General features: G+C 53.8%; 15 protein-coding genes. 2 read left to right on the forward strand and 13 right to left on the reverse strand.

The features are described 5' to 3' along the window. Positions 1–362 precede the first annotated feature (362 nt). The 4 genes from JM656_RS15615 to JM656_RS15630 all read right to left on the reverse strand — a co-directional run bounded on the left by JM656_RS15615 (position 363) and on the right by JM656_RS15630 (position 6637). Positions 363–3509: a CusA/CzcA family heavy metal efflux RND transporter gene (locus JM656_RS15615; protein ID WP_203358563.1), complete on the reverse strand. Its 3147-nt coding sequence runs from the start codon at positions 3507–3509 to the stop codon at positions 363–365. 11 nt (positions 3510–3520) lie between these two features. Next, entirely contained in the window at positions 3521–4798 is a 1278-nt protein-coding gene (locus JM656_RS15620) for an efflux RND transporter periplasmic adaptor subunit (RefSeq protein ID WP_203358564.1), read from the reverse strand. Between the two features lie 79 nt (positions 4799–4877). After that, positions 4878–5225: a cation efflux system protein CusF gene (cusF, locus tag JM656_RS15625; RefSeq protein WP_203361303.1), complete on the reverse strand. Its 348-nt coding sequence runs from the start codon at positions 5223–5225 to the stop codon at positions 4878–4880. 29 nt (positions 5226–5254) lie between these two features. Further along, positions 5255–6637 carry an efflux transporter outer membrane subunit gene (locus tag JM656_RS15630; protein WP_203358565.1) on the reverse strand — a complete coding sequence of 461 codons (1383 nt, stop codon included), beginning with the start codon at positions 6635–6637 and terminating at the stop codon, positions 5255–5257. A 194-nt stretch (positions 6638–6831) separates the two neighbouring features. Between JM656_RS15630 and cusR the strand changes: the two genes are divergently transcribed. Both cusR and JM656_RS15640 read left to right on the forward strand, forming a co-directional pair. Beyond that, complete coding sequence (gene cusR / locus JM656_RS15635; protein ID WP_203358566.1) at positions 6832–7515, forward strand: copper response regulator transcription factor CusR; 684 nt, start codon at positions 6832–6834, stop codon at positions 7513–7515. After that, on the forward strand, positions 7505–8959 hold the full coding sequence (locus JM656_RS15640) for a Cu(+)/Ag(+) sensor histidine kinase (protein WP_203358567.1): 1455 nt from the start codon (positions 7505–7507) through the stop codon (positions 8957–8959). The genes cusR and JM656_RS15640 overlap by 11 nt, the downstream gene beginning before the upstream one ends. Before the next feature lie 70 nt (positions 8960–9029). On the opposite strand, the gene JM656_RS15645 is transcribed toward JM656_RS15640, so the two are convergent. The 9 genes from JM656_RS15645 to JM656_RS15685 all read right to left on the reverse strand — a co-directional run bounded on the left by JM656_RS15645 (position 9030) and on the right by JM656_RS15685 (position 19549). After that, entirely contained in the window at positions 9030–11474 is a 2445-nt protein-coding gene (locus JM656_RS15645; protein ID WP_203358568.1) for an ankyrin repeat domain-containing protein, read from the reverse strand. A 64-nt stretch (positions 11475–11538) separates the two neighbouring features. Beyond that, complete coding sequence (locus JM656_RS15650; RefSeq protein WP_203358569.1) at positions 11539–12747, reverse strand: glycosyl transferase; 1209 nt, start codon at positions 12745–12747, stop codon at positions 11539–11541. Beyond that, positions 12748–13314, reverse strand: coding sequence for a hypothetical protein (locus tag JM656_RS15655; protein ID WP_203358570.1), 567 nt, complete (start codon positions 13312–13314; stop codon positions 12748–12750). Continuing rightward, on the reverse strand, positions 13311–14435 hold the full coding sequence (locus JM656_RS15660; protein WP_203358571.1) for a glycosyltransferase: 1125 nt from the start codon (positions 14433–14435) through the stop codon (positions 13311–13313). The genes JM656_RS15655 and JM656_RS15660 overlap by 4 nt, the downstream gene beginning before the upstream one ends. Next, positions 14426–15397, reverse strand: a complete 972-nt coding sequence (locus JM656_RS15665) for an NAD(P)-dependent oxidoreductase (protein WP_203358572.1) — start codon at positions 15395–15397, stop codon at positions 14426–14428. Before JM656_RS15665 ends, JM656_RS15660 begins: the two co-directional genes overlap by 10 nt. 64 nt (positions 15398–15461) lie before the next feature. Beyond that, entirely contained in the window at positions 15462–16748 is a 1287-nt protein-coding gene (locus tag JM656_RS15670; protein ID WP_203358573.1) for a F390 synthetase-related protein, read from the reverse strand. Next, positions 16745–17551 (reverse strand): MBL fold metallo-hydrolase, encoded by an 807-nt coding sequence (locus tag JM656_RS15675; protein ID WP_203358574.1) that lies wholly within the window; start codon positions 17549–17551, stop codon positions 16745–16747. The genes JM656_RS15670 and JM656_RS15675 overlap by 4 nt, the downstream gene beginning before the upstream one ends. Continuing rightward, positions 17529–18545 carry an NAD(P)-dependent oxidoreductase gene (locus JM656_RS15680; protein ID WP_203358575.1) on the reverse strand — a complete coding sequence of 339 codons (1017 nt, stop codon included), beginning with the start codon at positions 18543–18545 and terminating at the stop codon, positions 17529–17531. The genes JM656_RS15675 and JM656_RS15680 overlap by 23 nt, the downstream gene beginning before the upstream one ends. After that, the gene (locus JM656_RS15685) at positions 18542–19549 is read right to left on the reverse strand and encodes a 3-oxoacyl-[acyl-carrier-protein] synthase III C-terminal domain-containing protein (RefSeq protein ID WP_203358576.1); all 1008 of its coding nucleotides are present in this window, start codon (positions 19547–19549) and stop codon (positions 18542–18544) included. Before JM656_RS15685 ends, JM656_RS15680 begins: the two co-directional genes overlap by 4 nt. Positions 19550–19599: the final 50 nt, after the last annotated feature.

Below are 19599 nucleotides of genomic sequence, written 5' to 3' on the forward strand. Positions count from 1 at the left end.
AAAAAGGGCAGATTGCAATATAAACAGTGTAGCGGGTATCCGTGGTTTCTTTTCGTTTACAATCGTTTTTTTAATGTAGCATTTAGTTTAAATCAAAAAAGGAAAACAAACATAAGCGCAACCTGAAAATAGAGAATCAAGCTACCTGAATTAAGGGTAACATTTTAGTTAAGGCGAGCATCTGTCAATCAACATGTACTTTATAGGGGTATTTCGCATATTTTCTGTGCTTTGAAAAATACCCCCTTTACACGCATGGTTTAATGCAGGAACACAGGAAAAAAGACCAGCATTACCTATGCTGGTCTTAAATAGTTTTGTGAGATGATTATATAATTATTGAGAAACAATCATCTCAGACATTACGTTTGCTGATTCCGGTGCCTGCGCAGCCACATCAATTTATACGCTGCCGGAATGATAAACAGCGACAGCAGCGGCGCGGTAATCATGCCCCCAATCATTGGCGCAGCAATGCGGCTCATAACTTCTGAGCCGGCACCAGCGCCCCACAAAATGGGCAGCAAACCCGCGATAATGACCGCGACAGTCATGGCCTTCGGTCTGACACGCAGAACCGCCCCGTGGTATAGCGCCTCATCCAGTTTCTCAGGCGTGAAGGTCTGCGGGTTTTCCAGCGTCGGTTCGGCTTCAATGGCATGGCGAAGATACATCAGCATCACCACCCCAAACTCCGCCGCGACGCCCGCCAGCGCAATAAACCCGGTTCCGGTCGCCACCGATAAATGGAATCCCATCCAGTACAGGAACCAGATTCCCCCCACTAGCGCGAACGGCACGCTGGTAATGATCAACAGCGCTTCGCCCACCCGACGGAAAGCCAGATACAGCAGCACAAAAATGATCATCAGCGTCGTCGGCACCATCAGTTTCAGCTTGTGGTTCGCCCGCTCAAGTAGCTCAAACTGGCCGGAGAACGCCACGCTGGTGCCGGGCTTCAGCTGCACCTTTTCCGCTATCGCTTTTTTGAGATCGTTGACCACCGACACCATGTCACGATCGCGGGCATCAATGTAGATCCAACTGGCCGGACGGGCATTTTCCGTTTTCAGCATCGACGGCCCCGCAACCACCTTCACTTCAGCCACATCCGCCAGCGTAATTTGTTGCTTCATCGGCGTCAGAATCGGCAACTGACGCAGCGTTTCCGGGCTGTCACGATAACTTTGCGGATAACGCAGGTTTATCGGGTAGCGCGCGATCCCTTCCACCGTTTCACCGACCATCGCACCGCCCACCGCCGAGGTGATGAACAGTTGTACATCGCCGACCGTCATGCCATAACGCGCGGCTTTTTCACGCTGAATATCAATGTTGATATAGCGCCCGCCTTCCAGCCGCTCAGCCAGCGCGGAGGCAACCCCCGGCACGGTTCGCGCCACTTCTTCAATTTGCTCTGCGGTAGCATCGATATCGGCCAGCACCGTGCCGGACACTTTAATCCCGATGGGGCTTTTTATCCCCGTGGACAACATATCAATCCGGTTACGGATCGGCGGCACCCACAAGTTGGCCAGCCCCGGCAAGCGCACCGTTTTATCCAGTTCCTCGATGATTTTGTCCATCGTCATTCCCGGACGCCACTGGTCTTGCGGTTTGAGCTGAATGGTCGTTTCAACCATCTCCAGCGGCGCCGAATCCGTTGCCGTTTCGGCTTTCCCTGTTTTGCCAAACACCCGCGCCACTTCCGGGACGGTCATGATCAGTTTGTCGGTTTTTTGCAGCATGTCTGCCGCCTGCGCCGCGGAGATCCCCGGTAATGTAGAAGGCATGTACAGCAGATCGCCCTCGTTAATTTGCGGCAAAAACTCGCCGCCGATATTTTTGAGCGGCCACAGCACGGTCAGGATAGAGAACACCGCCACTAACAGTGTGGTCTTTGGCCAGTGTAATACCTTCAACAATAACGGATGGTAAACGCGAATCAAAAAGCGGTTGAGCGGGTTGCTGTTTTCTGCGGGGATCTTCCCGCGGATCCAGAAGCCCATCAGAACCGGGGTGACCACAATCGCCAAAAATGCCGCCCCCGCCATCGCCCAGGTTTTGGTGAACGCCAGCGGTCCGAACAACCGCCCTTCCTGACCTTCGAGGGTAAAAATGGGGATAAAAGAGAGCGTGATAATCAACAGACTGATAAACAACGCCGGTCCCACTTCCACCGCCGCATGGGTGATCACCTTCCAGCGGGTGTCGTTATCCAGTTTTTCGCCAGGGTGCAGGTGCCCCCACTCTTCCAGCCGTTTATGGGCGTTTTCGATCATCACAATGGCAGCATCTACCATCGCCCCGACCGCAATGGCGATGCCCCCTAGCGACATAATGTTGGCGTTAATGCCCTGAAAATGCATCACGATGAAGGCGATACACAGTCCCAGCGGCAGCGAAATAATCGCCACCAGCGCCGAGCGGATGTGCCACAAAAAGAGCGCACAGACCAGCGCCACGACAATAAACTCTTCCAGCAATTTATAGCTGAGATTGTCAATCGCCCTGTCAATCAGTTGACTACGATCGTAGGTTGTCACCACTTCGACGCCTGCGGGTAAACTGCTTTTCAGCGTCGCCAGTTTCTCTTTTACCGCCGAAATCACCTCCCGCGCATTTTTGCCGGAACGCAGGATAACCACCCCGCCCGCGACTTCGCCTTCGCCATTCAGCTCGGCAATGCCCCGGCGCATTTCCGGCCCGATTTGCACACGGGCGACATCCCGCAAATAGACCGGGACACCGTTTTCAGCGGATTTCAATACGATGTTGTTGAAGTCATCAAGGGTTTGCAGATAACCGCTGGCGCGAACCATGTACTCCGCTTCAGAGAGTTCAACGGATGAGCCTCCCGCCTCCTGATTCGAAGAGTCCAGCGCCGACTTCACCTCTGACAGGCTGATACCGTACTGCGTCAGTTTCATCGGATCGATAACGACCTGATACTCTTTCACTACGCCCCCCACCGAGGCGACTTCCGCCACGTTAGGGATCGTTTTCAACTCATATTTCAAAAACCAGTCTTGCAAGGAGCGCAGCTCCGCCAGATCGTGTTTGCCGCTCCTGTCCACCAGCGCATATTCAAAGATCCAGCCGACGCCCGTAGCGTCCGGTCCCATCTCGGCGCTCACGCCCTGGGGTAACTTTCCCTGCACCTGGTTGAGGTACTCCAGGACGCGCGAACGCGCCCAGTACGGGTCGGTACCGTCTTCAAAAATCACGTACACATAGGAGTCGCCAAACTGCGAGAAACCGCGCACGGTTTTCGCACCGGGCACGGACAACATGGTGGTCGTCAGTGGATAGGTCACCTGGTTTTCAACAATTTGCGGCGCCTGACCGGGATAGCTTGTTTTGACGATGACCTGCACATCCGAGAGATCGGGCAGTGCGTCAACCGGGGTATTGATGATGGTCCAGGTTCCCCAGACGCTGAGGAACAGCGCCCCCATCATCACCAGGAAACGGTTCGCCACGGACCGGCGAATAATCCATTCAATCATTTACAATTCCCTCAGTGTGAATGGGTCGCCGGAGCGGAGGTGTCGGCTGGCGTGTTCGCCCGCATGCGATCCAGGGCACCGGAAATATTCGCCTCGGAGTCGATCAGGAACAGACCGCTGGAAACAACCTTCTCGCCTTCGGTCAGCCCGGAACGAATGGCCGTCATCCCTTGCGATTCGTGAAATACAGATACGCGCTTCGGCACAAAACGTCCGTCGCTATCGACGGTGATCACACGCTGCTCTCTGCCGGTATCAATCAGCGCTTTTGACGGGATCAGCAGCATCGGCTCGCTTTCGGTATTCAGTTTCAGATAGGCATTCATGCCCGGTTTCAGCGCTTCATCAGGGTTATCCACCAGCAAGCGCACCTGCAGCGTTCGGGTGGTGGCGTCGAGGCTTGGCAGGATGCTCCACTTGCGAATAGTGAACGGTTTATTCGGCCAGGCCGGGACGGTAAGCGCAAACTGGGAGGCATCTTTTATCAGCCAGGCGACAGATTCAGGGACAGCAGCGGCAACCCACACCGGGTCCATCCCCTGGATTTTCGCCACCACGTTATCTTTGGCAATGTTCATGCCGGTACGTAAGTCAAAGGCGGTAATCACCCCATCAATCGGCGCTTTGAGCGTAAACCGCGTCTGAATTTTACGGGTCGCTGTTAAACGGCGGATATCCTCTTCCGGCATGCCCGCCAGTCGCAGCCGCTCCAGAATCCCCTCCACCTGGGTTGCCGTGCCGCCCGTCTCCCGCAGGAGCAAGTATTCACTTTGCGCTTCCACCCAGTCAGGGATCGTCAGTTCTATCAGCGGCGTGCCTTTCTTGATTTTGTCGCCGACCGTTAGCGGGTAGACCTTGTCAATAAATCCGGCAGAACGCGCCTGCACAATCACAAACTGGTATTCGTTAAAACTGACATTCGCCGGAAACGTCTGCGCATAATTCAACGCCCCACGACGTACGGTTTCGGTTTTCAGTCCCAAATTCTGGGTCTGGACAGGATCGATATGCACACCCTGCGTTGAGGCATTACCCGTCTCTTCGTCGGCATATTTCGCGACCAGGTCCATATCCATAAACGGAGATTTCCCCGGTTTATCAAAACGGGTATTCGGGTACATCGGGTCATACCAGAACAGAACTTTCCGCGCCTCTTTTTCCGGCGCGGGTGTCATTTCCGCAGTTCCGTGCGTTGCAGAATAATATGCATACCCCCCGACAGAAATAATGCCGCCGACAAGCATGCTGGCAAAAATAAGCGCGAGATTATTGAATTTAAAAGACGCCATTGTGTTTTCCATTTCTTCATCTACGCTCACCCGCGTTCTGCTGAACGCAGGCAAGAATATCGGTGGCGAGCCATACCTATTACTGACTGACGTTAATATCCAGCAGCTGCGACAGGTTTCCCTGTTGCACAAAATTAAACGCCACTTTGTCACCGACCTTAATATCACCGAGCTGCGTTTGCGGCGTCAGCGTAAAGCGCATGGTCATTGCCGGCCAGTTCACGGAAGGAATGGGATCGTGGTTAATCGTGATTTTTTTATTTTCCATATCGATGGCTTTCACGATACCCGTCGCGCTGATTGCTTGCGTCTGCTCAGCAGCAGGGGTCGCGTTCATCATCCCTTCATGTTGATGTTCATTGGCCTGCGCATTCACTGCGACGAGCGTAAAAAGAGTAAAAACAGCGGCTTTAATCGTTGTGGTCATCATATTGTCTCCTGAGTGTGTACCTGGTTTTATTCCGCCCAACCGCCGCCCAGTGCAGTGAACAGCCTAATTTCATTCACCTGCCGGGCATAATTGAGATCAAGTAAGGTTTGTTGCGTGGTAAACAGCGAACGTTCTGCATCCAGCACGTTGATGTAGCTCACCGCGCCGTTTTGATAGAGCGCCCTGGCGCGTTGCAAAGTAATGTTCAGGGAATCCAGATAGCGCTGTTGCGCGGTAATTTGATCCGCCAGGCTTTGGCGTAATGCCAGCGCATCCGCCACCTCTTTAAAAGCGTTCTGGATCTTTTGCTCGTAATTCACCACCGACTGCTGCTGGCGAATTTCGGCTAAATCAAGATTGGCCTGGTTACGACCGGCATTAAAAATCGGCAACTCCACCTTAGGGATAAATTTCCACATCCCATTACCGGGATTAAATAAACTGGAAAGATCGCTGCTACTGCCTGAAAGCGAACCGGTCAGCGTAATGGAGGGGAAAAATGCCGCACGCGCTGCGCCAATATTGGCATTGGCCGCCATTAATGCGTGTTCAGCTTCCATAATATCCGGACGCTGTAATAAGATTTGCGAAGAGAGTGAAGGCGGTAATTTGACGCCGTTAATATCTCCGGCGCTCCCCACGTTCTCATTGGGTAACGTTGTGTAGCTCCCCAACAGCAGCTGTAAGGCATGAGTGGCCTGCGCCAGCTCTCCCTGCCGTTTTGCGATGTCAGCCCGCGTACTTTCAATGACGCCCCGCGCCTGCTCCAGCGCCAACACGTTGGTGCTGCCGGTCAGCAGCTGTTTTTCGACAAACGCGTAGGAGCGTTCATAGTTTTGCAATGTTTCCCGCGCGACCTGCAGTTGTGCATAGGCCAGCCGCTGGTTGAAATAACTTTGCGAGACGTTCGAGATTAATAAAATATGCACCGCGCGACGGGCTTCTTCACTGGCGAAAAAGTTCTGCCGGTCAGCTTCGCTCATATTCTTCAACCGGCCAAAGAAGTCCAGATCGAAACTCAAATTTAACCCGGCTTCATATTCGCGGGTCGTACGGGAGTCCCCTTTGACTTTACCACTCCAGCTACCGCTCGAGTCTGCGTTGAGCTGCGGATATCGGTCGGCATCCGTCACCTGATATTGCGCTCGCGCTTCCTGCACCTTCAGCGTTGCCATGCGCAAGTCCCGGTTGTTGCGCAGCGCCTCGCCAATCAGCGTCTTCACCTGCTCGTCCACGAAAAAAGTCCGCCAGCCGGTCTCCTGATACCCCGTTGTCGCGGGTACCATCGCATTCTGCGAGAGGGAAAATTGTTGCGGGACGGGGGATTCCGGGCGCTGGTAGTCCGGCGCCAGTGAACATCCTGTCAGGACAAATAAAGCACTGAGGGTAAGACGCTTAAATGTGTACATAATCCTTTTCGCCCGCCGTGGACCCGTAACCCGAATGTGAATATGAACTGATGCCCCGTACCTTACCGAAATGACTCTGGCTAACCCGTGACAGCAAAATGACAAAACTGTCATTTTCCCAATAACCGATTGCTATCCGATCCGGCTTCTCTAGAATTGAGAGCCCGCACAGTCAATGCGTGAAGGAATAAGTGATGAAGATTTTGATAGTCGAAGATGAAAACAAGACCGGCGAATATCTGACCAAAGGTCTGACAGAAGCCGGATTTGTGGTGGATCTGACCGATAACGGACTGAACGGTTATCACCTCGCGATGACCAGTGATTACGATCTGCTCATCCTCGACATCATGCTGCCAGACGTGAACGGTTGGGATATCGTGCGTATGCTGCGCGCCGCCAACAAAGGGATGCCGATCCTCCTGCTCACGGCGCTGGGCACCATTGAACATCGGGTTAAAGGTCTGGAACTGGGCGCGGATGATTATCTGGTGAAACCGTTCGCCTTCGCCGAATTGCTGGCCCGCGTCAGAACCCTGTTGCGCCGTGGCGCGACGGTGATAGTGGAGAGCCAATTTCAGGTGGCTGACTTAACCGTGGATCTGGTCAGTAGAAAAGTCACCCGCAACGGAACGCGGATCACCTTAACCAGTAAAGAATTCACCTTGCTGGAGTTTTTCCTGCGCCATCAAGGGGAAGTGTTACCGCGTTCGCTGATTGCCTCCCAGGTATGGGACATGAATTTTGACAGCGACACCAACGCCATCGATGTGGCGGTCAAACGACTGCGCGCCAAAATAGACAATGAATTTGAGCCGAAACTCATTCAGACAGTTCGTGGCGTCGGCTATATGCTTGAGGTGCCGGATGGCCACTAAGCGGTTTCGCCGCCCTTTCTCGCTGGCGACCCGACTGACATTTTTTATCAGCCTGGCGACCATCGCCGCCTTTTTCGCCTTTGCCTGGGTCATGATCCACTCGGTAAAAGTCCACTTTGCCGAGCAGGATATTAATGATTTAAAAGAGATAAGCACGACGCTCGAGCGAATTCTCAATCAAGGCGAAGAGCCGGAATCCCGCCGTCTGGAAACCCTGCGAAATGTGGTTTCGGGCTACTCAAATGTGATGATTTCTCTCGAAGATGCCAATAAAAAGGCCATTTTTCATTCACCTGGCGCTCCTGACCTGCGCGAGTTTATCGGTCGTGCGACGCCGGATAAAAATGCCGGTAACGGCGACGTCTTTTTACTTTCCGGCCCTACCCTGAACATGCAGGGGCACAATCAGGGACACGGCGCTCACTCTACCTGGCGGATGATCCGTCTGCCGGTGGGGCAATTACCTGACGGTAAACCCGCCTGGACGCTGTATATGGCGTTATCGATAGATTTTCATCTGCACTATATTAACGACCTGAAAAACAAGCTGATTATGACAGCCTCATTGGTCAGCATACTGATTATTTTTATCGTCCTGCTTGCTGTGTATAAAGGCCACGAACCGATCCGCAGCGTGAGCCGACGCATTCAAAATATGACCTCAAAAGATCTTGATGTCCGCCTGGATCCGCAGGCCGTGCCGATCGAGCTGGAACGTCTGGTTATCTCGTTTAATCACATGATTGAGCGTATTGAGGATGTTTTTACTCGCCAGTCCAACTTCTCCGCCGATATCGCCCATGAAATCCGAACCCCGATCACCAATCTGGTGACACAAACCGAGATTGCGCTCAGCCAACCCCGCAGCCAGAAAGAGCTGGAGGATGTGCTGTATTCCAACCTCGAAGAGTTTGGCCGTATGTCGAAGATGGTGAGCGATATGCTGTTCCTCGCGCAGGCGGACAACAATCAGCTCATTCCGGAGAAAAAGGCGCTGAACCTGGCGGATGAAGTGGGCAAAGTCTTCGACTTTTTCGAAGCCTGGGCTGAAGAGCGCGAGGTGAGTTTACGCTTTGAAGGCCGCGCGTGCTGGGTGTCTGGCGACCCCATTATGTTACGCCGGGCGTTGAGTAATTTACTCTCCAATGCGATGCGTTACACCCCGAAGGGAGAATCCGTCACCGTGCGGCTTTTTGAGGCGCAGAATCAGGTGCAGATTATCGTTGAGAACCCTGGAACCCCTATTGCACCGGAACATTTACCGCGTCTGTTTGACCGGTTTTACCGCGTCGATCCCTCCCGTCAACGTAAAGGCGAAGGCAGCGGCATTGGACTGGCGATTGTAAAATCAATTGTCATCGCCCATCAGGGTACCGTCGCCGTCACCTCTGATTTACGCGCCACCCGTTTTATTCTGACGCTGCCAAAACATGCTGCGTTTTAATATCGCGTTGTCATGATGCCGGGGAGTTAAGAGCCATCCCACTCAGATGGCTCTGACTGTTAGAGAAACCTTACCAGAAGCGTTTTCTCAGCGCGGTTTCAATCTCAATATCCACCCGGTAGAACTGCAAAATAACCCAAACCGCATCGACCAATGCTTCGGTCAGTGCCGGATAATCATCCTCAATGAGAGTGTTGATCTGCCCGACGGCTTCATCGATATATTCCTGAACGCCTTCTTCAAATTCCTCTTTGGTGGCCTGATTGCGAAAAAAGCTGAAGTTATCCAGTTTTTCAATTAACAGGTCTACCTGTTCTTCAATACCGTTTAACTGAGTAGCCGTAACATCGGGATCGCTGGCTACCGGTTTAAAGAAACTTTTCACTTTGGCTTTCAGTTCGATAATCGTCGGAATTTGGCTTCTCTGCGAGGCCGCACTGCAGGCCTCTGGGCTGGCTTTTATTACCCGCGGTTGTGGTTCCATTGCCTCAATGACGGGTTTATCTTCGCCTGCAGGCAAGACGTGTTGCTCTGGTTCGCTTTCTGCTTTGGTGGGAATGGGCGCAGTTTCCCCCTTGATCTGCTGCTGTAGACGGCGGTGGAAATAGCTCTCTGGCTCAGGGATGGCAAGCGCGTGTTCAAGCTGCGCGTGGCTATATGGCACCATTTGGAGAAGTGCCTCAAATATCTCTTTATAATTCAACCGGATTACTACCACGAGCGGACTGTTGCCACGGCAATCCTCCACCGTTAAATCAGCACCATACTGCTGTAATAGTTTCAGTATCCGCACAGCCGTGGATTCAAAACGGGGAAACTCATTTGAATCACCGCCGGTGATGGCACACAACGCTGGCGTGGTGCCCTCACCATTACGCGCATTAGGGTTGGCCCCCTGCGCTAACAGAACGTCGACGCAGGATTGGGCACCGTAGTAGCAGGCGCACATCAACGGCGTAAATCGTTCATCAACTGAAAACTCTTCAAGTTTCGCGCCATGTTGTAACAGAAGCTGAACGGTCTGGCGGCGTATGGGGCCGGTTATTTCATCTAACGAATAGGTTGAAATGGCTTTATGTAAGATTGGGGAGTTATCGTGACCACAATGAGTATGAATATCGCCCCCCTGGTGAATCAACCATTCAAGCAGTTGAGTACGACAAGAAATAGCGGCGGCTGAGACAAAGTTTGTGTCGTAAATATTGGTGAGGCTTAAATCAAGTCCCAATGGCAGCAAATACTCCATCACCTTAATGATCGTTTCCTGGTCTTCTTTCCATGAACCGCGCTGAGTGATGGTCAGTAAGGTCGGTTCCTCTACTGAGCCAAATTTCTTATTGATATCCAGACCATACTGCAAAAAGAGATCGAGAAATTGGGGTAAGAACGTTCTTTTTTCTACCATTGGGTAAATGAGTAATCGTAGATTTGACCAGCTCAACATCTTATACGGTTTACCGTTGTTGACGAACTCACTGTTGGGATCAGCGCCATATTTGAGTAACAATTCAAGAGCCTGATAGATGTAATCGCGCTTATTGGGATCGGTAAAATGAGGATTATTCAGATACTGGCTAATCAACGGTGCCTGATAAGCGTCTGGTGGCGTCATCTTATAGATGCGATTGATATCGACAGTGACTTTAAGCAGTTTTTCGATAATTCGCAGATCAAACTCTGATGTCAGCGCCGCGTAGACCAGACTTTTGGCGCGAGAGTCCGCTTTCAGTTCTGGATAATTGTCGAGCAAATATTCACAATAGTCCGCTGCATTTTCGTAAACACACAATTCCAGCAGATTGGCGTCATCCCAAAAGCTGCTATCATTGGCCATAATGTAGCGCTCTTTTTTATAATCCGGATAGCGTTTCACCAACGGTGTAAATGCCTCAAGCCCCCAAAATTGGTTCGATCGAATAATATCTTCAATCAGCGTTGCCTTTTCAATATCCAGAGTGATATTTTTATTTATGATATGTAAAAACAGCTCTTTACTTTGTTCTGAATATAATATTTCCAATGGGTGGTTTAGCTCCCCATTAGTCCAAAAACTCACCGGTTTATTGATATCCAGGTGAGAATCAAGCAGAAGATCTATCATGTCTTTACGTTGACTTTCCTGATAGACATACTGTGGATCAGGATGAAAAAGGTAGTTGAGCCAACAATTATTAAATTTATTCTGATAATAAAGATCTGCGCCAGCGCTGAGATAAAGTGTCACTAACTGCGCATTATTAAACTCGATAGCCGAATGAAAAGCACTGAAACCATTACACTCAATGTGTGCCCCTTTATCGAGCAGGTATTGCACCAGGGAGACATCTGACTCTGGGTTACGCGTCAGGGGAACCAGCACGTTACACGGAGAAATTTCGGGGTCAATAAAATTGATATCACCGCCATTCGCCAGATACTTATCGATTTTCTGTATTTTTTTAGCTGTCGATAGTTTGCTGTCTAAGCAAATTTGCCGTAGCGTGAGTTTATTATCATTAAAAATCCAGTTTAGCATAGCATTCCTTATAACCTGTTAATAATAAAGAGTTTTCATACATTCAGGTAAATCGTAACTTTGATCATTGTCGCTGGTCTGAAACATCCACATCAACCAACGCCATTAATAACGGTCCCGCCGTTTCCAGTCCTTTTAATCCGTCCTTAATCCAAATCCCTTTCCCGCTCCAGTCTAACCGTGCTGCATGATCAAACTGGTCATAATCCACCGGATACACCAGCGCCGGAATATTCTTCTCCAGACAATGCCACATAATCCCGGCGCCGCCGTGGTGAATGACCGCATCATAGCGCGTCAGCCAGTTGTCATAATTCACCCAGGACAGGCGGTAAACATTGTCCTGTTGCTGCTGTCCCGCGACGGTCTGATGCCCATCGGTGAAATGAAATACCCAGTCCGGCAAGGTGTTCGCCAGCGCGATAACCGCATTCATCACCGCATCTTTATGCCAGTCCAGATGTGTACCGAGCGTCACCAGCACATGGCGTTTATCCGCTTCAAATGGCGGTGCCACACACTGCGTTGGCGGCGTGTAGAGTGCCGGGCCGATAAAGCTGACAGCCGCAGGCCAGCTGCGCGGGAATTCGAATGCTGCTTCGCTGAGCGCCAGAATGCGCAGCGGCGAGTAAGCGCTTTCGCTGCCATCCTGCCGGTACAGGCTATCGATCCCTGTCTGGCGAATAACGTCGCGAAACAGCCAGAATACGGCGTGTTTAAACAGCCGCACTTTTTTTCGTTGCAAGGCGTGCCACAAACGCTGATACCCGTTCTGCGCAGGCATTAACCCACCGCAGTACGCAGGCGCGCCATCGGGGGTGTCAAGCACGCAGGGTGACGGCAGGCTGCTCCACCACAGAACGTCAAGCCTGCGACAAACGTCACCGACAACAGGCAGGGTAAAATCAGCGATCGCCAGATCGGGCGCACCTTCACGCAGCCACAACTGTTCCAGTTCGTCGCCGAAATGCTTCAATAACCCCACAACCTGGCGAAACTGCCGATACAGCCGCAGCGGATGGGAGCCTACCGCATATTTCGGATTCACGACCGACAACAGCGGCGTATCGTAATCGCCAGGCAGCGACAACCCCGCCAGCCCCGCCGCCGCGACAGAAAACGCAACGCCCCGGGTGCTGATAATGCGTACCTGATAACGTTCGGACAGCACGCGCCCCATCGCCAGCACGGGATGTAAATGGCCGGAAAACGGCGGCGCCAGCAAATCAATGCGGGTAACCCCCGCGGGGATCAGATCGAATAAACGCTGCATCTACGCTCCCTGTCTGCCTGGTTCATCAATAAACTGGCGACACAGCGCCGCCAGTTGCGGCTGTTCAAGATAATTCATATGACCGCAGGCAATGCGTCTGTCCGCGTGTCGAAACCAGCAGCGCGAAATCCAGTCCTGCTCTCCTTGTACCAGCAAATGGCGGCAGTCCGGTCGGCGACGCGCAACCGGACCAAAGGCAAAAACACTGATGCGCGCCAGCCATTCAGCCGGTAAGCGCAACTGATTAAACAACTCCAGTCCACAACTGCCACAGAGCAGTACTGTATGGTTTGCTGACGCCAGCATCTCCAGCGCCTGCGGCTGGTAACGCAAGGCAAAGCCAGCTTGTCGCGCGCCAAGATATTCCCGGGCGTTATTGACGCTGGCGCGCAGCAGGCCGGTTGCCAGCCACTGCACGGGTTGAGCACTCCACGGAAAATTCACCGCAACCGGCTGATGATGGCCGACAACCCGCTGTAAAAACGCCGCCTGCGAAGGACTGAGCGACGCGTTATCCGGACGGCTACGGCCGGTAATAAAAGCAATCTGCAGATCAGTTTTTTTCATAGCGACGTAAAACAATCGTTGCTGAAAATACGGTAGCGACGCGAACGCCAGTAAATGGTGCGATTAACCAGCGCATGCAGCAGATGGAAAGGCTGGAGTAATTCGGACAACAATGACAACAACGGATGCGCGGGAATTTCCGTTGCGACGGCGCGCTGGACACCACGCAGCGCCAGATGGCGTATCACAACGATTCCCACCAGCAGAGCGCCGTGTGCCGCGCTGCCGAACGCCAGAACCAGCAGCGCCCACAGCAGCAGCGGGTGCAGTCCCTGTAGCAGAAAAATCGACAGATTGACTGCCGCGCTTTTTTCACGCATCAGTAGCGTGGCAAACAGGAACCAGCGATGCATCTGGCGGAAATAGCGTGTACCGTCGGCCACGCTGGTCTGCACACGCACCGCCGCAGTCGACTGCACAATGCGTACACCATGACGCGTTAACAGCGTCGCCATCGCCAGATCGTCCGTCAGGTGATGCAGCACTGGCGCAAAGCCGCCAGCGCGCGCCAGCGTTTCACCGCGGATGGCATAACACATCCCATTCAGCGTCAGCGGCGGTGCGAACGTTAACAGCGGCAAATAGGTCAGTGCAGAATTATCGTTAACAAACTGCGCCAGCAAACGAGAAGGCAGGTTGTCCGCCGCGCGATACCAGGGAAGTGCGGTCACCAGAGTATTATCCGTCAGCTCGCCCAGCATGCGGCGCAATGACGCCGCGCTCAATACCGCATCATCGTCCAGCACCAGAATAACGTCGCGGGCGACCTGCGCCCTCGCCTGCTCCAGCTTAAACAGCTTGGGATTAACACCTTCCGGCGCCGGAGGAAAGGAGAAAACCGTAATATGCTGCTGTGGATAGCGCTGTTGCAAACGCTGCGTCACCCGCGCGGCTTCTGCATCGTCATCATCGATAAGCCAGAAAAATGCCGTGCCGCTTAACTGCTCAACGGTTGACGCCAGGACGCTTTCCAGCGCCGGATCGCCGCTGAGGATCGGTTGTATCACCGTCACCTCTTCCCGTTCGCCATGACAACCACGATCTGCTGTACGTAATATCCTGAGCGCAAAAAAGAGCTTAAAGAGCAGGATAAGCAGCCAGAGGAGAGCAATCAGCAGCATGCGTTCACCGTCCGATAATGTTGTAAAAAATCCTGCACACTTTGCGAAAGGGTGCCGTCTGGCGCGCCAAAGTCTTCGCGCATTGCAGTGATATCCAGCGTAGCGGCATAACTAAACACCCCGATGCCAAAACGGGTGATCGGCGGTTCGCCCCCCAGAGGAAGCCGGCGCCATAGCCACTCCAGCGCCCCCGCAACGCGCAACGCGGTGCCAGGACGCACTGTTTTTACCGGTAACGGCAGATCCAGTTGTCGCAACACATCATCCAAAAATGCTGCCGTCTCAACGGGTTGTCCCGCCGAAATGTTATAGCAGCTTCTCAACTGTGGGTGGCGAGCTGCCCGCAGCAGATAATCACACAGCATCCCCACCGGCATAATATCGGCCTGCGCTGGCGTGACATCGTTTCGCAGCCTGACCAATTGCCCTTTTTTGGCCGCGCTCAGCAATGGCGGGAACAGCAATCGATCGCCCGCACCGAACACCGCGCAGGGGCGAAAAATTGTTTTCTCACCACGGTAGGCCTTCACTAACGCTTCAGCCTGATACTTACTGCGGCCATACTCACTGGTAAACTGCGGCCCGATTTCCGCGTTTTCACGCACGTTGAATTGATGGGCAAAGCGCGAATAGACCGCTGAACTCGACAGCAGTATCAAGCGGGGAAAACCGCGCTGATTGCAAAAGTCGATCACCTGCCGGGTCGTTTCAACATTATCGCGCTCATAGTCCTGTGGCGTTCCCCAGGGCGAGGTTTTGCCTGCGGCGTGGATGACCACATCCGGCATAACGTTGAGTTCTGCAAGCCTCTCCAGCGGCAGCGCGTGATAACGCACGGTGGGCGGGAAATCGTTTACCGCTCGCCGTCCAACACCACAGAGTTCGAGATCGGCGCGATCAGCAAAGCGGCGCAGAAACGTGCTGCCAATAAACCCCGATGCGCCGGTCAGCAATATCTTCACCCTCCCCCTCCTGGCGTGCGCAACCGCGCTTCACAACAACCGGGCAAACGCCGTGCAGTCAGTCTCATTCCCGTCTCCACTGGCAAATAATTCGTCGACGTTTACTGTCAAACTGCGTCGGGGGTGTTTGCGATATTAACGACCAGGTCAGACGTGAAGTGTCGATGCCCTGACGGAAAAACAGTTGCTCCAGCGCAATACGGCACTGTTCCAGGCGTGGCAGGTCGCAATCGGCCATCAACCGGAGATGACTGGCCGTGGTTTGCACCAGCCGATAATCCGCCGTCAACGGTAACACCTGCGCCAGCACACGACTGCATGGGTCGGCAAACACCGTATGCGCGCCGCCGTCGTCACCCGGCAGTAAGAGTTGGTCATCCTGCCGCCCTTCAATCCGTTCAAGAGTCCGCGTCACGCTGCCGCACGCGCACGGCGTATCGCTGGCAACCAATACATCATCCAGTCGGTAACGGACAATCGGCTGCGTGGTGCGGGTAAAATCGGTAATAATCGGTACAAAACGCCGCTCATCAAGCCATTCAGGCTCGATATACATAAACTCTTCATTCAGATGCAGCGTGCCACAGCGACAGGTTGTTGCCAGAAAGCCTTCAGTGGCCTGATAGATTTCCCCTACATCGCCAAACACCTGCTGCAACAGCTCACGATCCTGCGTTTCCAGCACTTCCGCCACGGAAATGACCTTTTTGACGTTCAGCGACAACTCCCCCGCCATCACCGCCAGCGCCAGTGCGCGCAACACCTGGGCGGGCGCGACAAGCAACGTCGGTGACTGCTGCTCAAGCTGTGACCACTGCTGGCGAAACGGCGCAAACAGATCGTAGAACATCAGGCTTAACCAACGGTTGTTGACGCTCTGATAGAGATGGTTGTCTGCACGCAGAAATAGCGCGACGCGCTCTCCGGCAAACAGGCCGTCTGGCAGCACTTTCGCCAGCATGCCCGCCGCCCAAATTTGTTGCTCCTGCGGGCTGACGACAAACAACCCACGCCTGCCGGAACTGCCTGACGATAACCCGACGCTGAATCGGCCTACCTTCGGCGTAAAATCGCGGCTTCGCTCGCTGCTCAACGCACAGTCCATCAGCGCCTGCTGGCGCAAACCGGCCGTGTTCATCTCGTCAAAGTGGGTCATCATTAGCGCTTTATCCATCAGCGGCCATTGCTCAAACGGCCGCGAGAGCCAGCGCCGGAACCACGGACTGTTTTTCAGCACCTGGCGCCGAAATGCGCGCAGTTTTTTTTCCTGCCACGCCTCCAGCTGTTCGCGTCGGGTAAAGCGTAGCTGGCGAAAACGAAAATATCGCCACAGCGTCATCAGCGGGATCACAGATCCCCCTCGTGACACAGACGAATGGTTACAGCGCCTGCGCGCCACAACTGGTTCATTTTCTCGAGGGTGCGCCCGTAAACGGCAGAATCGGCCAGCACCAGCCTGGCCAGTCGTGACGGGCCGCGAAGTTCCTGATAGTTAGCGGGCGCCCATGCGGCATCGCCTGCCAGCAATGTCCAGCCCTCATCCGTCAACACAAACGCGCCGATGTGGCCCACCGCATGCCCGGGGAGATCGACTAATATGATTTGCCCATCGCTATCGGGCAGCAAGTAACCCCGTTCAAACGGCGCCAACGCTGCGGGGAGCGTCAGAGTGTCGAAGCTTTCGATAAAGCGTAATGACGTTTCAAAGTCAGAGGGGATCAGCCCCGGAATAAACGCTTCGCGTAACGCCGCCAGACCCCGTAACGGGCGTACATGGTGCCATCCCTCACCGGAACAGACACAGGCAACATCCGGGAAATCACGCAGCCCGGCAATATGATCGGCATGAAAGTGCGAAAGAATAATGCCGTCGATATCGTTGCCTGCCAGCCCGAGTGCATCCAGTTGATTGACTAACGACAGTTTCTCGTCGAAATAGACCGGGGTAAGGTGGCGGTAAACACGAAAAATGCCGGCGCGAGTGTAGCGGTCAAACCAGGACGAATAGCCCGTGTCCCATAGCCAGCGGCGATCGCCGACTTCCAGCAGCCAGACTCGTGCAGGAAATTTACACACCCGGAATCCGGCGCCTTTCACCGCCATACAACCGATGTGTGTACAGTACCCTATTTCAAACTCGCTGATTTTTGCCATGTGTCCTCAGCCACTCACCGGTCAGGGCTACCCCTTCTTCCATTGAAAATCGGGGCCGGTACCCCAGCTCATTAATTGCGTTTTCGGCGCTCAGCGTCATATCAAAACTAAGGGTTCCCGCACTGTAGCGGGTGACCGGCGGTTCCCTGTCGAGACATTTCCCGACCAGTTCCATGCCACGCGCCACCAGCGACAGCAACGGCCAGGGCACGGTTTTGATCTGATAATTCAGTTGCAGTTGCTGATGCAGTAGCGCGTCCAGCATCTCGCTCAATCGCTGCGGCTGATGATTCGTCACGTTATACACACCGCCGGAACGCAGCGCCGGTTTGCGCGTCGCCAGTTCCATGGCATACACCACGTTTTGAACAAAGGTTAAATCCAGCAACGTCTCACCGCCGCGCGGCAAACGCAGCACCCCGCCGTCACGCTGCAGTTGCTGCAATAAGCGCGGAATGATGACGTTATCGTGCGGCCCAAACAGACCACGCGGGCGCAGCCGTACAAAGGTGGTAGCAGGGAAACGCGTTACGGCGGCGCTAATCTCCTGCTCCGCCAGCCATTTGCTGTGGGCATAATGGCTAGAAAAAGATCGCGCGCGGTAGCTTTCCGTAAGATTGTGATGATGCTGAAAATCAAAGTAGACTGCGGGGGTCGAAATATGGACAAAGCGCGGTGTCTGAGCGTGCCCGGCGGCCTGTGCCAACATGCGCGAGGCGTGAACGTTCGCCATGAAAAATTCGGACTGTTTCCCCCACGGCGACGATTTAGCAGCACAGTGCCACACCGCGTCGCAGCCCGCCATCAGCCGGATGCAGTCATTCTGATGCGCCTGCGTCAGATCCAGCGGAGTAAAATGCGCACCCGCCTGCGTCAGCTGTTTTCCCACCTCCCGGTTACGTCCTGTCGCCACGACCTGATGACCGTTTTCCAGCAAATATTGCGCGGCATTGCGCCCGAGGCCGCTGGTTGCGCCGGTCACCAGAATTTTCATGGCAGTATAACCATACCAGCCAGCGTAAGACCCGCGGCAGTGCCAATCAGCATCACTGGATTACCCGGCGTAAACCGACCGCTGTTAACGGCTTCATGCAGCGCCGTTGGGATGGAGGCGGCAACCTGATTGCCATAGTAACGATAAATATCCACCAGCGCTGTAGCGGGCACATGCAGGCGTTTGCGCATATGTTCGAGGGAAAGGTGGCTCGCCTGGTGGGGCACCACGGTGGCTATATCCGCCAGTGTCAGCCCGCTTTTTTGCAGCAGCCGGGCGAAATAGCCCTCAATCAGCGAGGAGGCATAACGAAACAACGGCTTGCCCTGCATTTGAAAGAGAAAATCGCTTTCAGTCATACCGGCTCGCGGATTACACCGGGTGCCACCCGCACGGATTTCGCAAAACTCGCTGCCGTCGGGATACATTTCAATCAGGCTGGCGACAATACCGCTGCGCCCGTTGCCGCGTTCGACAATCGCGCATGCCGCGCCATCACCAAAAATGAGTGAGGATTCTTCGTGATTCCAGTCGATACCGCGCGAGGCCAGATCCGCAGAGACAATCGCTACCCGTCGGTAAGCACCGCTGTTCAGTAATCCGGCGGCCACTTCCAGCGCCGAAATAAAGCTGACGCAGCTGCTATTAATATCAAATCCCGCTACACCGGGCGGCATACCCGCCGCTTTCAGAATATGAATAGCACTGCACGGCAGCGCCTGAACAGCCACCGCAGAGGCGCAAATCAACAGATCAATAGAGGAAGGTGCAAGGCTACCTGCTTTTAGCGCCTGATGTAGAGCCTCTGCCGCCAGCCCTGCCTGGCTGTCATGATGCGCGGCGTGATAACGGTGGACAATCCCACAACGTTTTTCCACATAACCCGCCGCTTTGCCGAGTCGGCTATCCAGTTCGGCAGACGTGACGCGCGTCGACGGTAAGGCAATCCCTGTCGCAACAATTTTACACATTGTGACCGGCGAGTCTGAGTGTGTTTTTTCCATTAAACCAACTGTCGCCTTATTCTGTTCAATAAGTAAAAAAAACCAATCCC

The organism is Citrobacter sp. R56, assembly GCF_016811995.1.
GTDB lineage: Bacteria > Pseudomonadota > Gammaproteobacteria > Enterobacterales > Enterobacteriaceae > Citrobacter_D > Citrobacter_D enshiensis.